A 19,288-nucleotide genomic window follows, 5' to 3' on the forward strand; every position below is an offset into this window, starting at 1 on the left:
GAAATGACACGCCCCATCCCCGCCACGCACAGCCAGCTCGACCAGCTGCTCACCGGACTGGTGGACCGGGTCGCCGAGGTGAACCACGCCGTCGTGCTCTCCGAGGACGGACTGGTCGTCAGCAGGTCCACGGGGTTCCTACGTGATGACGCCGAGCGTCTTGCGGCGACCGCGTCCGGGCTGATGAGCCTCAGCAAGGGCGTCAGCATGGACTTCCGCGGCGGACCCGTGCGGCAGGCGCTCATCGAGATGGCCAACAGTTACCTGATACTCAGCACGGCCGGGCCGGGCGCCCATCTGGCCGTGCTCACCAGCCAGGGTGCGGATGTGGGAGTGGTCGCGTACCAGATGAACATGCTGGTGAAGAAGATCGGCGAGCACCTCAGCGCGGCACCGCGGGCGGGCGTCGCCGTCATCGACAACGGCGAGTGAAGTGAACGGAGGCGACGCGGGCGGCCGTCTGGTGCGGCCGTTCACGCTGACCGGCGGCCGTACCCGGCCCAGCCGCACCGACTTCACCCTCATCACGTCGGTCACCACGGTGGACCCGCCGCCCGACCGGGCCGCGCGGCCGCAGCCCGAGCACGCCCGGATCCTGCGACTGTGCGCGAAGCCGGTCGTGGTCGCGGAGCTCGCCGCCCAGCTCGACCTGCCGGTCAGCGTGGTGTGCATCATGCTCTGCGACCTGCTGGAGGCGGGCCGGATCGTCGCCCACGCCCCACGCCAGATCTCCCGAACCTCGGACATGGACCTGCTGCAGAAAGTGAGGGACGGCCTTGGCCGGCTCTGACCCCGTCATCCAGGGGACCTCAGCACCCGACACGGTCAAGATCCTGATCGCCGGGGGATTCGGCGTCGGCAAGACCACCATGGTCGGCGCGGTCAGCGAGATCGTGCCGCTGCGCACCGAGGAACCGCTGACCTCGGCCGGCCTGGGCGTCGACGACCTCAACGGCATCCCGGAGAAGCACGCCACGACGGTGGCCCTGGACTTCGGCCGGATCACGCTCAGCCAGGAACTCGTGCTGTATCTCTTCGGCACGCCGGGGCAGCAGCGGTTCTGGTTCATGTGGAACGACCTGGCCATCGGTGCCCTGGGCGCCGTCGTCCTCGTCGACGTCCGCCGCCCGGAGTCCAGCTTCGCCGCCATCGACTTCTTCGAGCGGCGCGACATCCCGTTCGTCGTCGGCGTCAACGGCTTCCACGGCGAGCATCCGTACGCCGCGGACGAGATCCGGGACGCCCTGGCCCTGCCGGAACACACCCACGTACTGCTCTGCGACGCCCGCGACCGGGAGTCGTGCCGGGACGTATTGATAGCGCTGATAGACCAGTTGATAGCCACGTCGGCGCAGAGCAACGGAAGCGGACGGCCCAGCGGGCGGGTGTGAGCGCCTTCGAAGGGACCGGCCGGGTCCTGGCTCGGCGGGGCTGACTGGTGGCGGGGCTGACTGGGGTGGCTGGTCCGGCGGGAACGGCCGGTCCGGCAGGGATGGCTGATCCGGCAGGAACGGCCGGTCCGGCAGGGATGGCTGATCCGGCAGGAACGGCCGGTCCGGCAGGGATGGCTGATCCCGCTGGGATCGCTGATCGGCTGGGCCGAGTTGACTAGGGCGACCGGGCTGAAGTGGACTGAGTGGCGCCGCACCGGGGCCGCACCGGAACCCGGTCGCCGCCCCGCCCGGCCTGATGCCCCCTCAGGATGCCCCGCCACGCCGGCGCGGAGCGCGTGATGCGCGAACACGTGCGCCGCAGCCACCAGGCCGTCACGGCGGGAATGGACGAGCGCCGGAACCAGTGACCGGGCCGCACTCCCCAGGCCGCCCCCGCCCACTCCGCACGGCGCACCTTCCGCACGGTCCGTACTCCGCACTCCGCACTCCGCACACCCCGTACTCCGTGCGGGGTGACCCGCGTCGCCCGCCCGCCCGCGCCCCTTCCGCTCCCGGACACCGTCGCGTCACACCGAGCGGGCACGTTTCGGTCGTCCCCTCCTGCCTCGCCTTGTATCCGTCCGCCCCGCTCCCCGCGCGGGCGTGACGCGGAAGGACGACGTGCGCCGTGTCCCTGCTGCCGCTCGACACCACCGTCCCCCGGGCGCTCCCCACGCCCTCCCCGTCCCCGTCCGCTGCACCTTCCCCTTCCCGTTCCCGCTTCTCCGTCGCCGCGCGCCTGACCCGCTGGACGCTGAGCCTGCTCCCGCTCCTCCTCATCGGGGCGTGGGCGGTGCTCGACCGGCATGCCGTCCGTGACGGCGCCGCCCGGCTGGCCTCCGCCGATCCCTGGTGGCTGCTGGCAGCGGCCCTGTTCACCTGCCTGGGCTGGGTGGCCGCCGCGTGTGTGCGGCAGGGCGCCATACCTGACCGGCTGCCGCCGGGACTCCTGCTGGCCTCCCAGGTCGCCGCGGGTACCGCGAACCACGTACTCCCGGCGAGCATCGGCGCCCACGCCGTCACCCTGCGCTTCCTGCAGGGCCGCGGCATCCCCCTGGCCAGGGCCACCGCCTCGCTCGCCCTGTACTCACTGGTCAAGCCGATCGCGAAGACGCTGGTGCTGCTGGTCTTCATGGTGGCCTTCCCGGAGTTGCTGCACCTCGGTGAACTCGTCCCGGACGAACGGACCATGCTCCTGGTCGCCGGTGCCGTGACCCTCGGGTTCGGCTCGGCCGCGCTGCTGGTGACCACCGTACGTCCGCTGCGCCGCCCGGCCCTCGACTGCGTACGCACCGCGCTGACCGACGTCCGGGTGCTGCACACCAGGCCGGCCCGGATCCTCGCCCTCTGGGGCGGTTCGGCCGCGACCCCGCTGCTCCAGGGGAGCGTGATCGCCACGGTCGGGTTCTCGCTCGGGCTGCCGCTGTCCTGGGCGCAGGTGATCCTCGCGCTGCTCCTCGCCAGCACGGCCGTCGGAGCCGTGCCCGCGCCGGGCGGCATCGGGCCGGTCGACGCGGCACTGGTGTTCACGATGGTCGCGTTCGGCGCACCGGTCGGCATCGCCGCGGCGACCGTCATCGGCTACCGCGTCCTGACGGTCTGGGTACCCCTGCTGCCGGGCGCGCTGGTCCTGTCGATCCTGGTCCACCGCAAGGTGCTGTGAGCCACACCCTAGGACGGGCCCCGCCAAGGGCTACTGGACCACAGGAGGTTACGACTCGCCTCTTCCGAGATCGAGCCGCCCGACGTGGGCCACGTTCCCCCGGTCCTCGGCGTCCTCACTGGCCTCCGCGGCGAACCACGCGTCGAGGATCTCCTTGAGCAGCGGCTCGGACGTCAGGCGCAGACTGAGCGCCAGCACATTGGCGTCGTTCCACCGCCGTGCGCCCTGGGCGGTGTACGCGTCCGTGCACAGCGCGGCCCGCACCCCGGGCACCTTGTTCGCGGCGATCGACGCGCCGGTACCGGTCCAGCAGCACACGACCGCCTGGTCCGCGTCCCCGGCGGCGACCTGACGGGCCGCCGTCTCCGAACACACCGCCCACTGCGGATCGTCCCCGGGACTCAACGCCCCGTACGCCAGCACCTCGTGACCACGCCCGCGCAACTCTTCGAGCAGGGCACGGGCGACGGGTTCGTCCATGTCGGAGGAGACGGAGATCCGCATGTCCGAAGCCTACTCAGCGGCCGGGCGGCAGGGGGCTTCGACGACGCACACGAACAAGCGGAAGAGTGCGCCGGATCCCCTCCCGATCCAAGACCGAGCCACCCGGTTCCGGCACGACGTGCACGAGCCGGTGCACTTCCGGGTCGAAGCCCACCGGCTCTGCCTTTCGTTTCAGCCGCAGCACTTCATGCACCGTCGTGGTCCGCAGCCATGCCGGCCAGTTGCGAACGGGCTCGAGATGGATGGCGTGCATCAGTTCCCGGCACAACAGGAACGCTTCTTGGACCGGCGTCGTCAGCCGGCGCCCTCGGTCCGCCGGAGACCATGAGTGCCTGGGCCAACAGCCGTCGATGCCACACGCGGAACAGCTCGTCGAACAGTGCCTCGGCGTCAAGTGGGACACCTGTCACTCCGGCTCCTCACCCTGCCGTCGGACCGCCCACACGGTGCCGTCCTCGTCGCCGACCTCGACACAGCCGCCGTGTCGCACCGGTTCCCGCAGCACTGTCGTCATGGTCCGGGTGCGTGTACACGCGACGTCACGCAGGACCTGCCGAGCTGAGTCCTGGTGTCCGAACCCCGTTCGGTGGCCGATAGCGGCACGGAACCGGCCCGCGCCGTCCACGCGGCAATCCGGCGCCTCCGAGACACCAAAAAGGGCTACCAGCCCCACGACTGGGCCTCCCACATCCACACCGGCCCCTGACTCCTCGTCCGACCCGCGCAGACACGACCGGGGGCGCCTCCTCAGGCGCCCCCGGTCGTCAGCAGTCGGCGGGCCTGCCGCCTCAGCCCTCGTCCGGCGTCAGCCGCAACGAGACGCTGTTGATGCAGTACCGCTGGTCGGTCGGGGTCGGATACCCCTCACCCTCGAACACGTGCCCGAGGTGCGAGCCGCAGCGGGCGCACCGTACCTCCGTGCGCACCATGCCGTGCGACCGGTCCGCGATCAGCTCGACCGCGTCGGACTCCTTCGGGTCGTAGAAGGAGGGCCAGCCGCAGTGCGACTCGAACTTCTCGGTGGAGGTGAAGAGTTCGGCGCCGCAGGCGCGACAGGAGTACACGCCCTTCGTCTTGGTGTCGGTGTACTCGCCGGTGAACGCCGGCTCGGTGCCGGCCTTGCGCAGGACCGCGTACTCGGCCGGGTTCAGCTCCGCGCGCCACTGCTCGTCCGGCTTTTCGATGTCGTACGACATGAAGCTCAACCCCTCACTACAGGTACGGCTACTTCGACAGGCGGGTCAGGATCTCGGGTCCGAGGTCCGTCACGTCACCCGCGCCCATGGTGAGAACGAGATCACCGGGCTTCGCCATTCCCGCCACGACCGCGGGCACGTCCGCCTTGTCCTTCGCCGGCGTCACGTCCGCGCCCGCCGCCCGGGCCGCCTCGATGATCAGCTCGCTCGTGACGCCCGGGATCGGGTCCTCGCGGGCCGGGTAGATGTCCAGCACGACCGAGGCGTCCGCCAGGGCCAGGGACTCGCCCATCTCCTTCCCCAGCTCCTGGGTGCGGGAGAACAGGTGCGGCTGGAAGACGACCAGGATGCGCGCGTCGCCGGCGGCCGCCCGCATCGCCTCCAGGTCCGCGGTCATCTCCGTCGGGTGGTGCGCGTACGAGTCGATGACCTGCACGCCCGCCGCCTCGCCCTTCAGCTGGAGCCGCCGCTTCACGCCCGTGTACGAGGCGATGGCCGGGGCCAGCTCCGCCGCCGGGATGCCAAGGGCCGCGCCCGCCGCCAGCGCCGCCACCGCGTTGTGCGCGTAGTGGCGGCCCGGGACCGAGACCGTGAAGGTGAGCGGCGAGCCGTCCAGCTCGACGGTCACCTCGCTCTTCAGTCCCTGGGCGACCACGGACAGGACACGTACGTCCGCGTCCTCGGACTCGCCGTACGTCACCACCCTGACGTCGTCCGACAGCCGCCGGATCAGTTCGCGCGCGCCCTCGTGGTCCGCGGTGATCACCAGGGTGCCGCCGGGCACGATCTTGTCGGCGAACGTCTCGAAGGACTCGTAGATCTCGTCCATCGACGCGTAGTTGGCGTGGTGGTCCAGCTCCACGTTCAGCACGATCGCCACCTCGGGCGCGTACTTGTGGAAGCTGCGGTCCGACTCGTCGGCCTCGGCGACGAAGATCTCGCCCTCGCCGTGCAGGGCGTTGGAGCCGGGGGCGTCGAGGTCGCCGCCGATCGCGTACGACGGGTTCAGGCCCAGCGTCGCCAGGGACACCGCCAGCATCGACGTCGTGGTCGTCTTGCCGTGGGTGCCCGCGACCGCGATCGGCCGCAGGCCGTCCATCAGACGGGCGAGGGCGTCCGAGCGGTGGACGACCGGGATGCCCAGCTCGGCCGCGCGGGCCAGCTCCGGGTTGTCGGCGCGGATCGCGGACGACACGACCACGCAGGTCGCGTCGTCGGCGAGGTGCCCGGCCGCGTGGCCGATGTGCACCGTCGCCCCCAGCGCGCGCAGGGCCTCCGCGGTCGCGGACTCCTTCGCGTCACTGCCCGCGACCTTCGCCCCGCGCTGCGCGAGAATCTTCGCGATCCCCGACATCCCGGCACCGCCGATGCCGATGAAGTGCGGTCGGTCCATGGCGGTGGGAAGACCGGGTGCCATACGTGTTACTCCCAGGACTCGGGTAGGACGGTGAGCGCGCCCAGCCTATTAGCTGCGGCGACCCGCGCCCCCTCAGGGGCGCGGGGAACTGCGCGACCAGCCCCCACGCACCCGCAGCCGAAACTCAGACCCCCACAGCCCCACTCACGACTTACTGTGCGAGAACAGCTTCAGCACCGGCACCCCCACCTTGTGCCGAGCCCGCGAGGCCCAGTCCCGGTGGAAGAACTCCTCCACGTAATGGGGATCGGTCAGCACGATGACCTCGTCCGCGTCGATCTCGTCCACGAGGCCCTTCAGCGCATCCAGCGGGTGGTCCTCGATCAGCCGCCCCTCCGCCGCGCTCCCCGCCGCCCGCAGCGCCACCAGCGACACCTCCAGGGCCTTCTGCCCCTGGCCGACGGCCTCCTCGCCCTCGGGCGTCTCGTTCTCGCGCGCCGCTTCGTCCAGCTCGCCGAGCGCCACGTCGTCGATGGCCCGCAGCAACCGGTCGGCCTGGTCGCCGCGGGGCTGGAGCAGCACATGGAAGGCGACGTCCTCGTCACCGTGCAAACTGGTGACGAACTCCACGTCCGCGGACGTCAGGGCCTTCTCGATCATCAGTACGCTTGTGAACACGACAGGCGCCCTTCTCATCCGTGGGCCGTCCGTAGGCCCCTGCGGAAACCATCCTGCCCCGTAACCGCACGGGTACTGCGAGATTTAGTGTGCCCAGCGAAAGTCAAACGGAACGGATGATTCCGTCTATTTGGTCAGGTCCGACGGTAACGGCTGAACAGGAACCCGGCCTCCTCCAGCAGAGACGTCAGCTCGAACCGCCTCGGCACGGCCACCGGAGGGCCGCCGGCGATGCGTTGGGCGTCGCCCGCGGTGAGCATCGGGGACACCGTCAGACAGAGCTCGTCGAGTACCCCGGCCGCGACCAGCTGGCCGAGCAGCCGGGGCCCGCCCTCGGTCAGGAGCCGGTACAGGCCCAGGTCGGCGAGCGCGCGTACAGCCCGGGCGGGGTCCACGCCCATGCCGTCCCCGGCGATCACGACCTGCGCGCCGGCCTTCTCGGCGGCGGCGATCCGGTCGGGGGCGGCCGCGGCGCCCGTGAGCACGAGCGTGGGGACCAGGGGCGAGGTGAAGAGCGGCAGCGAGAAGTCCAGGTCCAGGCTCGCGCTGACCACCGCGATCGCCGGGGCCGGGCCCTGCCCCGCCGCCTCCCGGAGCGCCGCGAAGTCCTCCCGGGCGCGTGCCGGGCGGTAACCCTCCTGGCGGACCGTTTCCGCACCGACCACCACAACGTCCGCGAGCGCCCGCAACGTGCCGAAGATCCGCATGTCGGCGGCGCTGGAAATGGGCTGCGAACGCCCGTCGTGCTGGGCGGCCCCGTCGAGCGTGGACACCATGTTGGCCCGCAGCCACGGCTCCGGCCCCGCGGGACCGGAGCCGGACGGATAGGCGTACGCCGCCGCCAGCTCCTCCAGCCCCCACTCCCGGTCGGTCCCCTCCGCACCGGCCCGACCGGCCGTACCGGGGCCCCCACCCGAGTCCCGGGCTGCTGTCTCGTCGGTCACAGGGAACAGGCGTCGCATGTCCTGCAGTCTGGCACGGCCCTCAGGGCCTGTCGTCAAAGGTGGCGTCTGCCTCGCGGCGCATGGCACGCACGCTCGCCGCGTTGCCGAAATGCCCTAGTAGCTCCTCCCCCACTCTCGACTTCGCTCGACCGGGGGGGACCCCCATCGAGGACACTCCGGCGCCTTGCGATCGCACGCACCGGGTGCCGCGAGGCCCGCCCTCCGGGCGGACGACGCCACCTTTGACGACAGGCCCTACAGTGGGGAACCGTGTCAACCTCCACCAGCGCCTCCGGTCTCGGTTCCATAGCCGACGCGGCCCCGTCGTCCCTCTGCGCCCGTGAGCCGCGCGTTCCCGCGGATCGGCTGGTCGCCGAGATGGTGCCGCCGCCCCGGTTCGACTCGGTCCGCTTCGATACGTACATTCCGGACCCGAACCAGCCCAGCCAGACCGAGGCCGTCCACGTGCTGGACGCCTTCGCGGCGGGGCTCGGCGGGGCGCAGGCCACCGGCTCCGGCAAGCGGGGCTTCCTCGGCTTCGGCAAGAAAGCCGCGAAGACGCCGGCGGGCCCCCGCGGTGTCTACCTCGACGGTGGTTACGGCGTCGGCAAGACACACCTGCTCGCCTCCCTCTGGCACGCGACCCCCGCCGAGCCCTCCCTGAAGGCCTTCGGCACGTTCGTGGAGCTGACGAACCTGGTCGGCGCCCTCGGCTTCCAGCAGACCGTGCAGACGCTGAGCGGCCACCGGCTGCTCTGCATCGACGAGTTCGAGCTCGACGACCCCGGCGACACCGTCCTCGTGTCCAGCCTGCTCGCCCGGCTGGTCGAGGCGGGGGTGGCGCTCGCCGCGACCTCCAACACGCTGCCGGGCAAGCTCGGCGAGGGCCGGTTCGCCTCGGTCGACTTCCTGCGCGAGATCCAGGGCCTGTCGGCACACTTCCGGTCGCTGCGCATCGACGGCGAGGACTACCGCCACCGCGGGCTGCCCGAGGCCCCGGACCCGTACTCCGACGAGCAGGTCACGAAGGCCGCGTACGCCACGCCGGGGGCCTCGCTCGACGACTTCCCGCATCTGCTCGACCACCTGGCCCGGGTCCACCCCAGCCGGTACGGCGCGCTGACCGACGGGATCACGGCGGTCTGCCTCACGGACGTCCAGCCGGTCCCGGACCAGTCGACCGCGCTGCGGCTCGTCGTCCTCGCCGACCGCCTGTACGACCGCGAGGTGCCGGTACTCGCCTCGGGGATGCCCTTCGACCGGCTGTTCAGCGAGGAGATGCTGAACGGCGGCTACCGCAAGAAGTACTTCCGCGCGATCTCCCGGCTCACGGCGCTGGCACGGGACGCGAAGGACCTGGTCGGAACACGAAAGGCTTCGTGAAGGGCTGACCGACCGCCCTTCATCAGCCGGTTTCCGGCCTGCTTCCGGCACTCTTCAGCCCTCTTCAGGCTCTCTTCAGGGTGAAACGTTAAGTTAACCCTGCAAACAACTTCACCCGTTAACGTTCATGTTGACGTGAGAGCACTTGACCTGAAGCCGGCCGGGAGGGGGCGCATGTTACGAGGTACGACGGCCCGGACCCTGTTCACCGTTCTCGCCGCCGTCCTGCTCGCCCTGCAACTCTCCGCGCCGGCTTCGGCGTTCGCTTCCGCGCACGCGGTACCTGTCACGGGCCCCAAGAGCAAGGCCGAGTTCGTCACCTGTGGCGAGGCCCTGCACCCGGGCAGCCCGACGGGCCCCCTGCGGACCCGTGACCGGATCCGCGTCGCGGACCACGTCCCCCAGTCGCCCGCGCGTCCGCTGCTCTGCAAGGACCCCGCGACCTACCACGACGACCCGTCGCACATCGCCGCTCCCGCGGCGCACCACCGTACGACGAGATCGTCGACAGCCCATTCCGCGGCGGCACTTCAAGTGTTCCGCTGCTGAACCCGACCCCCACCGGGCACGAAGCGACTCCGACCTGACCCACCCTCACACGCCACGTCCGCCGAGCGCGTCGACGTGGGGTCATGTCGCCGTACCCGCATGCGCTCCGTTTTGTACACCGACGCGCTCTGTGGCGCGCCAGGAGGAACTGACACATGCAGCCCCTCATCGATCACGCACGCTCCTTCCGCAAGCAGTCCGAGGACCGCCCGGAGGAGTTCGCCCGTCTCGCCGAAGGCCAGTCCCCGCAGGTCCTGTTCATCACCTGCTCCGACTCCCGGGTCGTCCCGGCCCTGATCACCGGAGCCCGGCCCGGTGAACTCTTCGAACTGCGCACGGCGGGCAACATCGTCCCCCCGCACACCTCCTCGCAGCCCACCAGCGAGGCGGCCACCATCGAGTACGCCGTCGAGGTGCTCGGCGTCGCGGACATCGTCGTCTGCGGCCACTCCCACTGCGGTGCCGTCGGCGCGCTGGTACGCGGCGACGACCTGACCGCCGTACCCGCCGTACGCGACTGGCTCGCGCACTCGACTCCCCGACCCGAAGGCGCCGTCGAGGACCCGACCGTCACCGAGGCCGTGCAGAGCCACATACTCACCCAGCTCCTGCGACTGCGCTCCTACCCGTGCGTGGCACGGCGTCTGACGAGTGGTCAACTCCGGCTGCACGGCTGGTTCTACGAGGTGCACACCGGCTCCGTCCTGGCGCACGACGTGCACGCCGACTCCTTCGAGGAGCTGTGAGCAACGCGATGGACACCCCCACAAGCAACCGAATGAGCACAAGCAACCGAATGAAGTTCCCTCATCTGCGGCAGGACTTCGCCGCCTCGCTCGTCGTCTTCCTCGTCGCCCTGCCGTTGTGCGTGGGCGTGGCGGTGGCGTCGGGCGTGCCCGCCGAAGTCGGCCTGGTCACCGGCATCGTGGGCGGCCTGGTCACCGGTCTGCTGCCCGGCAGCAGCCTGCAGGTCTCGGGTCCGGCCGCGGGTCTGACCGTGCTGGTCTTCGAGGCGGTGCAGGAGTACGGACTGCCCGTGCTCGGAGTCATCGTGCTGGCCACGGGTCTGATCCAAGTCGCCATGGGCGCCCTGAAGTTGGGGCGCTACTTCCGGGCCATCTCGGTGGCCGTCGTCGAGGGCATGCTGGCCGGGATCGGGCTCGTCCTGATCGCCGGGCAGCTCTACTCGGTGGCGGGCGCACAGGCACCCTCCTCGGGTCTGGGCAAGCTGGCCGGACTGCCGGGACTGATCGCCGACTCCGCCGGGTCCACCGAGGCACTGGCCTCGTTCGGACTCGGGGCCGGCACCATCGCCGTACTGGTGCTGTGGAAGCACCTGCCGAAGAAGGTGCGTACGGTGCCGGGGGCGCTCGGCGCGGTCGCGCTGGCCACGCTCGTGACACTGGCGTTCAGCCTGCCCGTGGCGACCGTCGAGGTGAAGGGCCTGCTCGACTCGATCCAGCTGCCGGGCTTCGAGACCGTCGGCGAGCTGGCGAGTCTCGGCGTGCTCGGCACGGTGGTGGCCTTCGTGCTGATCGCCTCGGCGGAGTCGCTGTTCAGCGCCGCCGCCGTGGACCGGCTGCACGACGGACCGCGTACCGAGTACGACAAGGAACTGATGGCGCAGGGCGCGGGCAACACGGTCTGCGGGCTGCTCGGCGCGCTGCCGATGACCGCGGTCATCGTGCGCAGCGCGGCGAACGTGCAGGCGGGCGCGCGGACGAAGGCGTCCCGGGTCATGCACGGTGTGTGGCTGCTGCTGTTCGCGGCGCTGCTGCCCGCCGTGCTCGCCTACATTCCGCTGCCGGCCCTCGCGGGCATCCTGGTGCACGCGGGCTGGAAGCTGATTCCGCTGCGCGGGATCGTGTCGCTGTGGCGCGAGCACCGGGGTGAGGCGCTGATCCTGATCGTCACGGCCGTGTCGATCGTCGCGATCAGCATGTTCGAGGGTGTCCTGATCGGGCTCGCCCTCGCGGTCGCCAAGACGGCCTGGGAAGCCTCGCACCTCAAGCTGGAGGTCATCGACAAGGGAGCGGGCCCCGTGCAGGCCTACCTGTCCGGCAACGCCACCTTCCTGCGGCTGCCGAAGATCCTCGACAACCTGGAGGCACTGCCCCAGGACCGGCCGGTCGAGCTGGACCTGTCGGGGCTGCACCACCTGGACCACGCGTGCCGGACGGCCCTGGAGAACTGGGCCGAGCGGCACAGCGCGACGGGCACGGAGCCGGTGAAGGTCACCACGCCGTAGACCCCCCGTGAGCAGGCAGGAACGGCCCGGGGCTCGACAGAGCCCCGGGCCGTTCCGTTGCCGGAACCCGGGCGTATCGTTGAATTAGCCACATAAGCGGCGGCTCGATCGGCACAAGGTGCGGAGGGCAGGGGTCGTCATGGTCGAGGAACTCCTGGTCGCGGCGGCGACGGTCGCGTCCGTCGGAGTCGTGTACGTCGCGGCGGCGGCACGGATCGTGAAGCAGTACGAACGCGGAGTGGTCCTGCGGCTCGGGCGGCTGCGCGGAGAGCCGCGCACTCCGGGGTTCACGATGGTGGTCCCCGCGGTCGACCGGCTGCACAAGGTGAACATGCAGATCGTGACGATGCCCGTGCCCGCGCAGGAGGGCATCACCCGGGACAACGTCACGGTGCGCGTGGACGCGGTCGTCTACTTCAAGGTGGTCGACGCGGCGCACGCGATCATCAGGGTCGAGGACTACCGCTTCGCGGTCTCGCAGATGGCGCAGACGTCACTGCGCTCGATCATCGGCAAGAGCGATCTCGACGACCTCCTGTCGAACCGCGAGAAGCTCAACCAGGGCCTGGAGCTGATGATCGACAGCCCGGCGGTGGACTGGGGCGTGTCCATCGACCGCGTCGAGATCAAGGACGTGTCGCTGCCGGAGACGATGAAACGGTCCATGGCCCGGCAGGCCGAGGCCGACCGTGAACGCCGGGCGCGGATCATCAACGCCGACGCGGAACTCCAGGCGTCGAAGAAGCTGGCGGAGGCCGCCGGAGTGATGTCCGAGCAGCCCGCCGCGCTCCAACTCCGGCTGCTGCAGACCGTGGTGGCGGTCGCCGCCGAGAAGAACTCGACGCTCGTGCTGCCCTTCCCGGTGGAGCTGCTGCGGTTCCTGGAGCGGGCACAGCAACCGAACGAGGCGCACGGGACGGACGTTCCGCAGGTGGCGTCGGCACCCGACGAACCAACTGAGGGCCGGGGCCCAACTCCCCCGCCATCCGGGTCATCTGACGCTGCGTGAGAACGCCACGCTACGCGCGTGGTTCACGTGTCCGGTGCTGCGTGATACACACAGGCGGGTCACGTTCTCCTGTCCGCCAACAGGAAGGTTGCCCCATGTCCGCAACACGACGCGAGGTGCTCGCCCGCTCCGGTGCCCTGGGAGTGGGCATCGCGTTCACGGGAGCCATGTCGGAGCTCTTCACCGGCACGGCCACCGCCCTGGGCCACACCGGATACGGCCCCCTGGTCCCCGACCCGGACGGCCTGCTGGACCTGCCCGAAGGCTTCCGCTACCGGGTGCTCTCCCGCGAGGGCGACCAACTGCGCTCCGGCGAGGGCCGAGTGCCGAGCAACCACGACGGCATGGCCGCGTTCGCCGGGCGGTCCGGCTCCGGCGACAGACACGGCCGGGTCGTCCACCTGGTCCGCAACCACGAGAACCGCAACACCGGCCGTATCCCGGTCCCGACGATCGAGGGCCTCACCTACGACCCGATGGGCAAGGGCGGCTGTACGTCGCTGACGGTCGACTCGCGTGGGAACGTGCTCGACGAGCGGGTCGCGATCGCCGGTACGGCGGTCAACTGCGCGGGCGGGCCCACCCCTTGGGGCACGTGGCTCACCTGCGAGGAGACCGAGGACAAGGCCGGCACGAACGGCTACACCAAGGACCACGGCTTCATCTTCGAGGTCGACCCGGCGCATCCGCACCGCACGGGCGCGGTGCCCCTCACCGCGATGGGCCGCTTCCAGCACGAGGCGATCGCCGTCGACCCGAAGCGCGGCATCGTCTACGAGACCGAGGACGCCTTCGAGAGGCCCTTCGGTCTCTTCTACCGCTTCCTGCCCAACAAGCCCGAGGGCGGCCGCGGTTCGCTCCGCGCGGGCGGCCGGCTCCAGGCGATGCGCGTGCCGGGCGTACCGGACCTCTCCTCGATCCAGGAGACGGGCGCGAGCTTCGACCGTGTCGAGTGGGTGGATGTCCCGGACCCGCTCGCCGCCCAAACCGCCATCCGCTTCCAGGACTTCGGCCCCAAGGGCATCACCCATGCCCAGAAACTGGAGGGCTGCTACTGGGGCGGCAAGTCCGTCTACTTCGTCTCGTCCTTCGCGCACAGCAGCCAGGGTTCGGCCGCCGACCACTTCGGCCAGATCTGGCGGTACGACCCCGACGCCCGCCGGCTCACCCTGGTGATCGTCTTCGGACCCGACACCGACGTACAGCTGCCCGGCGAGTCCCCCGACAACATCTGCCTCGCCCCCAGCGGCGGCCTGATGGTCTGCGAGGACGGCGGGGGCGTACAGCACGTGTACGGCGTGACGCGGCGCGGCGAGGTGTACGCGATGGCCCGCAACCGGCAGAACATCGGCACGCCGGAGGAGCCCGAGTGGGGCGAGTTCGCGGGCGTCACCTTCTCGCCCGACGGCAGAACGATGTACGTGAACTGCTACACCCCCGGGACGACGTTCGCGGTGACGGGACCCTGGCGGAGGTAATTCCGCGCTCGCCGGGCAGGAGCCTCGGCCGAGGGGAGGGGTGGGACGCTGACAACGGGTCCCACCCCTGCGGGTCCGGCTCCGGATTCATCACCGCCACCGCTGAAAGCGATCGGATTCTCTTGTTGGACGGCTAAAAGGTCACGGTGGAGGCTGGGGCGTACCGAATGAATCCCCAGGAGGAACCTCCATGCAGACACGCACCGTCGGTGACGTCCAGGTCGGAGCGATCGGTCTGGGCGGTATGCCGATGTCCATCGAGGGACGCCCCGACGAGCAGCGTTCGGTCGCGACCGTCCACGCCGCGCTGGAGGCCGGCGTCACGCTGATCGACACCGCGGACGCCTACCACCGGGACGCCGACGAGGTCGGTCACAACGAGTCCCTGATCGCCCGCGCGGTGGCCGAGTACGGCGGCGACACCTCGGACGTGCTGATCGCGACGAAGGGCGGTCATCTGCGCCCGGGCGACGGCTCGTGGACGCTGAACGGCTCGCCGGAGTACCTGAAGAAGGCCTGCGACGCGTCGCTGGAACGGCTCGGGGTCGAGGCCATCGGGCTCTACCAGTTCCACCGGCCCGACCCGCGCGTCCCCTACGAGGAGTCGGTCGGGGCGATCCGCGATCTGCTCGACGCGGGCAAGATCCGCTTCGCGGGCATCTCCAACGCCAGTCCCGACCGGATCCGGCTGGCCAACGAGATCCTCGGCGGCCGGCTGGTGAGCGTGCAGAACCAGTTCTCACCCTCCTTCCGTGCCAGCGAGCCCGAGTTGGAGCTCTGCGCGGAACTCGGCATCGCGTTCCTGCCGTGGAGCCCGCTGGGCGGCATCTCGAACGCCGGCGAGCTGGGTTCGCGGTACGCCGCGTTCGCGGACGTGGCCCGGACCCACGGCGTGAGCCCCCAGCAGGTCTGCCTGGCCTGGATGCTCGCGAAGGCACCGGTGGTGATCCCGATCCCGGGCTCCTCCCGCCCCGAAACCATCCGCGACTCGGTGGCTGCTGCGGAACTGAAGTTGTCCGCGGAGGAACAGGCACGCCTGGACGCGGCGTGACGGGGCCCGACCTACCCTGGGACCAATGAGCAACGATTACGACTCCGAGCACCCCGCGCCCCTTCAGGGGCGCGGGGCTGTGACATCATGCGGCTCCGCCGCGGGGCGCGACCAGCCCACGACGGCCGACACGTCACCCACCGGCCTCCCCCCGGAGGGCTTCGCCGAGTGCGTCCTCTGCCAGAAGCCCACCGAGTACCCGGAGTCGCACAGGGGCATCACCCTGTGCCCCGTCTGCGAGTGGCAGGAGGCACAGCGCACGGCCTGCTCCGGATGAGGCCGAGCGATCCGGCCGGTTGATCAACCCCGGCGGGCGGTGAGCGCGCAAGCCACCGCGACGGCCGCCGCTGCCATCGCCCCGGCGACGAACAGCGGCAGCACCGGCGCCGGTACGACCCCCGCCTGCGACCCCGTCACCAGGTCGGTGACCGCCACGCGGGCCGGTGACCCCGTCACCACCAGCGCCAGCACCGCCGCGAGCAGCATCGCCGGGACCGCCCGGCCGGTCGACCGCAGCAGCGGCCGGGTCGTGAGCGCTCCGACCGCCGTGCCGAGCAGGGCGCAGGCGAGCGCGGCGAGCAGCCCGGCGCCGCCCGCCGGTACGACGGGCACCGGCGTCCGGTGGTCGGTGCTCGCCGGATCGCTGACCACGGTCACGACCACCGTCGCCACCACCCCGAGCAGCGCCGCCGCCCCGAACGCGACGAGCAGACAGGCGAGATGCGCCCGCGCGGGCCCGGCCGCCGCACCCACACAACTCCGGGCGGCGGGCGGCTCGTTGGTGGCACAGATGCGTACGAGCCAGGCCGCGACGGGGAGCACCGCGGCAGCCGCGTAACCGAGCGAGTCCAGCACCGGCTGGCCCGTCTGGACGCCGATCCCCAGAACGGCCGCGTACAGGATGACCGGCGGCAGCCAGCGCTGGGAGCGCAGCAGGAGCGCGGCTGATTGCGGAGGAGCGCGATCATGAGCGGACCTCGGCGTCGACATCTGCACCGGCGTCGGCGTCGGCATCAACAGCCGCTGCGGCAGGGGCTCGTGGCAGTACGCCGGCCACGGAAGTCCCCTCCCCCACGCTCACCACATGCCACGGCGGGCGGGCCGTCAGCAGGGTCCTGAGCAGGGTGTCCGAATGCGTCGCGGGGACGGCGAGGCGGAGCCTTCCGGGCACGGGCGCGGGCACGGGCGCGGGCACGGGGCCGGGCTCCTCGATGGAGACGGCCAGGCGCGTCGCCTCGGCGGGCGGCTCGGCGCCCGGCGGCCCCTCGACCTCGACAACCACGTACGACTCCTCCGCCGGCACCGAACTGCCCGTCACCGTACGGACGTTGCCGTCCACGACCGCGTACGTGAAGTCCGGTGCCCCCGCCAGCCGTCGCGGGTCGTGGTCGACGAACACCACCGTGCCGCCCGCGGCCCTGCGTTCCAGCACCGCCCGCTCCAGTTCCGTACGGGCGGCCGTGTCGAGGCCGGTCCAGGCCTCGTCGAGGACGAGCAGTTCCGGTTCGGCGAGCAGTGCCTGGGCGACCGCGACCTTCTGGCTGCTGCCCTTGGAGAGTTCCGGCATCGGCGTACGGGCATACTCGGCGGCGCCCAGGCGTTCCAGCCACTCGACGGCGGCCCCGGCGGCCTCCCCGCGGGACAGGCCGTGGACGCTGCCGAGGTGGATCAGATAGCCGGCCGCGGTGAACGGGAGGGCGGCCGGGAAGCGTTCGGGAACGTACGCGGTGCGGGGGCGGCCCGTGATGCGGCCCTCGGTGGGCGCGTCGATCCCGGCGAGCAGGCGCAACAGGGTCGACTTGCCGGTGCCGTTGGCGCCCTCGATCCGCGTCAGGGTGCCCGGGGCCAGCGTGAGGTCGACGCCGCGCAGCACCCATGGGGCGCCGCCGAGACCGTACCGCCGCCCGACGCCCTCCAGCAGCAACGCGCGATTCATGCGCCCCATCCTCGCGCGGACGTTCGCGTGGGCCCAGAGGAACTGGTCAGAGGAACTGGTCGAAGGAACCGATCTTCCGCCTGGCAGACTGGAGAGCGTGAGCAGCGACCAGACGACCGCCTCCGGCGCCGACGCAGGGGACGCCCCGCAGGACTCCCCGGACGGCACCCCGCAGGACAGCCCCTTCCGGGACGAGCGGACCGCCCGCGACGAGGCGCCGCAGTACGTGCTGCCCCTGGTCGTCCGCATCGAGCGGAACGAACCTCCGGGGCGTACGGACGCGCTGGAGACCGCGGCCCGTGCCGTCCTGGTGATGCTCAGCGACGAACGGTCGCTGGGTGACGGGGAGTGGGCGCAGGCGATGCGGGACTGGCAGGACGCCCGGATCCGCAAGGTCGTCCGGCGGGCGCGCGGCGCCGAGTGGCGGCGGGCCGAGGCGCTGCCCGGCATCACCGTCACCGGGAAGTCGGCCGAGGTCCGGGTCTTCCCGCCGGTCCCGCTCGACGGCTGGCCCAAGGACCTGGCACGTCTCCAGGTCTCCGGCACCGACCTGGACGACCCGGAGCCGCCGGCAGACGCCGACCCGGCGGCGCCCGTGCTCTGGATGAACCCGGACCTGGACATGTCGGCCGGCAAGTCGATGGCCCAGGCGGGCCACGGCGCCCAACTGGCCTGGTGGGAGCTGTCGGACGAGGACCGCACGGCCTGGCGCGAGGCGGGCTTCCCCCTCACGGTCCGTACTGCCGCCCCCGCCCGCTGGGCCGAACTCACCACGAGCGGGCTGCCGCTGGTGCGCGACGCTGGCTTCACGGAGATCGCGCCGGGGACAACGGTCGCCGTCGAGGGATACGACCGCGTCGGCGCCCTCCGGCCGGACCACGTGCGTCGGTCGGCCGACTAGAACACTCGCGTCCCCACGGACAGTAAGGGTCAGGTGCGGCGCGCGGCCCACACCGTGCGCTCGGTACGCACGCTGAGGTCGGTGCGGCGCAGGACGCTGTGCGGGCTGTCGGTGTCGAGGAGTCGGTCGAGAGCGGTCAGGTCCTCGGCCGTCAGGGCCGATGCGGCGCTGCCGTGCAGGCGGCGCAGACTGCTGAGCGCGTAGCGGCCCACTGCGTCGGTGTGGGGCGGGCCGATGTCGACCGTGATGGTGCGTTCGCCCTCGACCGTGAAACCGGCTTCCGTCAGCTTGGTTCCCCAGTCGGCGCCGCGGTGGGGTACCTGCTCGGCGTGGTGGTGGTCGAGTGCGGAGTGGCAGCGCTCCTCAAGGCCGGGAGCCTCTTCCGGGGCCCCGGCGGGCAGGAACCGTGGGAAACCGGCCAGCTCGACGACGGCGAACAGCCCGCCCGGTGCCAGCAGGTCGTGGACCTGGCGGAGGGTGCGGTCGGGGTCGGACATGTGGTGCATGGAGGCCGATGCCCAGACCAGCTCCGGCGCGCCCAGGTCGGGCCACGCCGACGCGTCGAGGTCGGCCCTCACGATGCGCAGACGGTCGGCCGCGCCTGCCTCCTCCTGCGCCCCCTCCGGCGCCCTCCCTCGTGCTTTCTCTTGGAGGCGGTGCAGGTGGGCGGCCGAGGAATCGACCGCCGTCAGCTCCGCATCGGGAAAGCGCTCCAGCAGAGCCAACGTGCCGGCTCCGGTCCCGCAGCCCAGATCCACCATGCGGCGGAGGCCGGCCCTCACGGGCAGCCAGGCGGTGATGGACTCGATGTGTTCGGCGAGTACTTCCGCGTCCAGGTCGAGCATCTCCGAGTGGTCGCCTGCGTCGTGCTCGTGCTCGTGAACATGGCTCGCTGTGTGCGGGGAGGCGTGGTTCATGCGCCCAAGCTAGGCGGGCCGTTCGCGTCCGACCTGGTGGC

The 19,288-nt window shown here is 71.3% G+C and carries 20 protein-coding genes and 1 pseudogene; 13 read left to right on the forward strand and 8 right to left on the reverse strand.

All coding sequences use genetic code 11. The features are described 5' to 3' along the window. The first annotated feature begins 3 nt into the window (after positions 1-3). The 4 genes from QF035_RS14695 to QF035_RS14710 all read left to right on the forward strand — a co-directional run bounded on the left by QF035_RS14695 (position 4) and on the right by QF035_RS14710 (position 3,096). Positions 4-432, forward strand: coding sequence for a roadblock/LC7 domain-containing protein (locus QF035_RS14695; protein ID WP_269651805.1), 429 nt, complete (start codon positions 4-6; stop codon positions 430-432). 1 nt (position 433) lies between these two features. Further along, complete coding sequence (locus QF035_RS14700; RefSeq protein ID WP_269651803.1) at positions 434-790, forward strand: DUF742 domain-containing protein; 357 nt, start codon at positions 434-436, stop codon at positions 788-790. Next, entirely contained in the window at positions 777-1,391 is a 615-nt protein-coding gene (locus QF035_RS14705; RefSeq protein ID WP_189841316.1) for a GTP-binding protein, read from the forward strand. Before QF035_RS14700 ends, QF035_RS14705 begins: the two co-directional genes overlap by 14 nt. Before the next feature lie 670 nt (positions 1,392-2,061). Continuing rightward, positions 2,062-3,096: a lysylphosphatidylglycerol synthase transmembrane domain-containing protein gene (locus tag QF035_RS14710; RefSeq protein WP_307520748.1), complete on the forward strand. Its 1,035-nt coding sequence runs from the start codon at positions 2,062-2,064 to the stop codon at positions 3,094-3,096. 48 nt (positions 3,097-3,144) lie between these two features. Here the strand turns inward: QF035_RS14710 and QF035_RS14715 are convergent, their stop codons facing one another. The 5 genes from QF035_RS14715 to QF035_RS14735 form a co-directional block, all read right to left on the reverse strand. Continuing rightward, entirely contained in the window at positions 3,145-3,600 is a 456-nt protein-coding gene (locus tag QF035_RS14715) for an RpiB/LacA/LacB family sugar-phosphate isomerase (RefSeq protein WP_307520750.1), read from the reverse strand. A gap of 788 nt (positions 3,601-4,388) precedes the next feature. Further along, on the reverse strand, positions 4,389-4,796 hold the full coding sequence (gene msrB, locus QF035_RS14720; RefSeq protein ID WP_307520751.1) for a peptide-methionine (R)-S-oxide reductase MsrB: 408 nt from the start codon (positions 4,794-4,796) through the stop codon (positions 4,389-4,391). A gap of 28 nt (positions 4,797-4,824) precedes the next feature. After that, positions 4,825-6,213, reverse strand: a complete 1,389-nt coding sequence (murC, locus tag QF035_RS14725; protein ID WP_307520753.1) for a UDP-N-acetylmuramate--L-alanine ligase — start codon at positions 6,211-6,213, stop codon at positions 4,825-4,827. Positions 6,214-6,357: 144 nt separating this feature from the next. Then, positions 6,358-6,831 carry an indole-3-glycerol phosphate synthase gene (locus QF035_RS14730; RefSeq protein WP_190226942.1) on the reverse strand — a complete coding sequence of 158 codons (474 nt, stop codon included), beginning with the start codon at positions 6,829-6,831 and terminating at the stop codon, positions 6,358-6,360. Positions 6,832-6,965: 134 nt separating this feature from the next. After that, positions 6,966-7,793, reverse strand: coding sequence for a pyrimidine reductase family protein (locus QF035_RS14735; RefSeq protein ID WP_307520754.1), 828 nt, complete (start codon positions 7,791-7,793; stop codon positions 6,966-6,968). A 252-nt stretch (positions 7,794-8,045) separates the two neighbouring features. Here QF035_RS14735 and zapE point away from each other — a divergent pair, with 252 nt between their 5' ends. From zapE to QF035_RS14775, 8 genes are all read left to right on the forward strand, one after another. Continuing rightward, positions 8,046-9,158 (forward strand): cell division protein ZapE, encoded by a 1,113-nt coding sequence (gene zapE, locus QF035_RS14740; protein WP_307520756.1) that lies wholly within the window; start codon positions 8,046-8,048, stop codon positions 9,156-9,158. Positions 9,159-9,332: 174 nt separating this feature from the next. Further along, complete coding sequence (locus QF035_RS14745) at positions 9,333-9,707, forward strand: hypothetical protein (protein ID WP_307520758.1); 375 nt, start codon at positions 9,333-9,335, stop codon at positions 9,705-9,707. 155 nt (positions 9,708-9,862) lie between these two features. Beyond that, a complete protein-coding gene (locus QF035_RS14750; protein ID WP_307520759.1) occupies positions 9,863-10,453 on the forward strand; it encodes a carbonic anhydrase in 591 nt (196 codons plus the stop codon). A gap of 32 nt (positions 10,454-10,485) precedes the next feature. Next, on the forward strand, positions 10,486-11,955 hold the full coding sequence (locus QF035_RS14755; protein WP_307520761.1) for a SulP family inorganic anion transporter: 1,470 nt from the start codon (positions 10,486-10,488) through the stop codon (positions 11,953-11,955). 139 nt (positions 11,956-12,094) lie between these two features. Next, a complete protein-coding gene (locus QF035_RS14760) occupies positions 12,095-12,964 on the forward strand; it encodes a slipin family protein (RefSeq protein ID WP_307520763.1) in 870 nt (289 codons plus the stop codon). Between the two features lie 95 nt (positions 12,965-13,059). Next, entirely contained in the window at positions 13,060-14,442 is a 1,383-nt protein-coding gene (locus QF035_RS14765; RefSeq protein WP_307520765.1) for a PhoX family protein, read from the forward strand. A gap of 190 nt (positions 14,443-14,632) precedes the next feature. After that, the gene (locus tag QF035_RS14770; protein ID WP_307520766.1) at positions 14,633-15,493 is read left to right on the forward strand and encodes an aldo/keto reductase; all 861 of its coding nucleotides are present in this window, start codon (positions 14,633-14,635) and stop codon (positions 15,491-15,493) included. Between the two features lie 25 nt (positions 15,494-15,518). Beyond that, positions 15,519-15,770 carry a hypothetical protein gene (locus QF035_RS14775; protein ID WP_307520768.1) on the forward strand — a complete coding sequence of 84 codons (252 nt, stop codon included), beginning with the start codon at positions 15,519-15,521 and terminating at the stop codon, positions 15,768-15,770. 23 nt (positions 15,771-15,793) lie between these two features. On the opposite strand, the pseudogene QF035_RS14780 reads toward QF035_RS14775, so the two are convergent. Both QF035_RS14780 and QF035_RS14785 read right to left on the reverse strand, forming a co-directional pair. Continuing rightward, a pseudogene (locus tag QF035_RS14780) lies at positions 15,794-16,461 on the reverse strand (ABC transporter). After that, complete coding sequence (locus tag QF035_RS14785) at positions 16,458-17,429, reverse strand: ABC transporter ATP-binding protein (RefSeq protein ID WP_307520769.1); 972 nt, start codon at positions 17,427-17,429, stop codon at positions 16,458-16,460. The pseudogene QF035_RS14780 and the gene QF035_RS14785 overlap by 4 nt, the downstream one beginning before the upstream one ends. A gap of 97 nt (positions 17,430-17,526) precedes the next feature. Here QF035_RS14785 and QF035_RS14790 point away from each other — a divergent pair, with 97 nt between their 5' ends. Further along, positions 17,527-18,330, forward strand: a complete 804-nt coding sequence (locus tag QF035_RS14790) for a peptidyl-tRNA hydrolase (RefSeq protein ID WP_373466653.1) — start codon at positions 17,527-17,529, stop codon at positions 18,328-18,330. A gap of 29 nt (positions 18,331-18,359) precedes the next feature. Here the strand turns inward: QF035_RS14790 and QF035_RS14795 are convergent, their stop codons facing one another. Then, positions 18,360-19,247 (reverse strand): class I SAM-dependent methyltransferase, encoded by an 888-nt coding sequence (locus QF035_RS14795; RefSeq protein ID WP_307520770.1) that lies wholly within the window; start codon positions 19,245-19,247, stop codon positions 18,360-18,362. Positions 19,248-19,288 lie beyond the last annotated feature (41 nt).

It is taken from the genome of Streptomyces umbrinus (assembly GCF_030817415.1).
Taxonomy (GTDB): domain Bacteria; phylum Actinomycetota; class Actinomycetes; order Streptomycetales; family Streptomycetaceae; genus Streptomyces; species Streptomyces umbrinus_A.

Coding starts and splice junctions, on each gene's coding strand:
- QF035_RS14695 (WP_269651805.1), top strand. CDS start 4: ATGACACGCCCCATCCCCGCCACGCACAGCCAGCTCGACCAGCTGCTC.
- QF035_RS14715 (WP_307520750.1), bottom strand. CDS start 3,600: ATGCGGATCTCCGTCTCCTCCGACATGGACGAACCCGTCGCCCGTGCC.
- msrB (WP_307520751.1), bottom strand. CDS start 4,796: ATGTCGTACGACATCGAAAAGCCGGACGAGCAGTGGCGCGCGGAGCTG.
- murC (WP_307520753.1), bottom strand. CDS start 6,213: ATGGCACCCGGTCTTCCCACCGCCATGGACCGACCGCACTTCATCGGC.
- QF035_RS14735 (WP_307520754.1), bottom strand. CDS start 7,793: ATGCGACGCCTGTTCCCTGTGACCGACGAGACAGCAGCCCGGGACTCG.
- QF035_RS14745 (WP_307520758.1), top strand. CDS start 9,333: ATGTTACGAGGTACGACGGCCCGGACCCTGTTCACCGTTCTCGCCGCC.
- QF035_RS14750 (WP_307520759.1), top strand. CDS start 9,863: ATGCAGCCCCTCATCGATCACGCACGCTCCTTCCGCAAGCAGTCCGAG.
- QF035_RS14755 (WP_307520761.1), top strand. CDS start 10,486: ATGAGCACAAGCAACCGAATGAAGTTCCCTCATCTGCGGCAGGACTTC.
- QF035_RS14760 (WP_307520763.1), top strand. CDS start 12,095: ATGGTCGAGGAACTCCTGGTCGCGGCGGCGACGGTCGCGTCCGTCGGA.
- QF035_RS14765 (WP_307520765.1), top strand. CDS start 13,060: ATGTCCGCAACACGACGCGAGGTGCTCGCCCGCTCCGGTGCCCTGGGA.
- QF035_RS14770 (WP_307520766.1), top strand. CDS start 14,633: ATGCAGACACGCACCGTCGGTGACGTCCAGGTCGGAGCGATCGGTCTG.
- QF035_RS14775 (WP_307520768.1), top strand. CDS start 15,519: ATGAGCAACGATTACGACTCCGAGCACCCCGCGCCCCTTCAGGGGCGC.
- QF035_RS14785 (WP_307520769.1), bottom strand. CDS start 17,429: ATGAATCGCGCGTTGCTGCTGGAGGGCGTCGGGCGGCGGTACGGTCTC.
- QF035_RS14795 (WP_307520770.1), bottom strand. CDS start 19,247: ATGAACCACGCCTCCCCGCACACAGCGAGCCATGTTCACGAGCACGAG.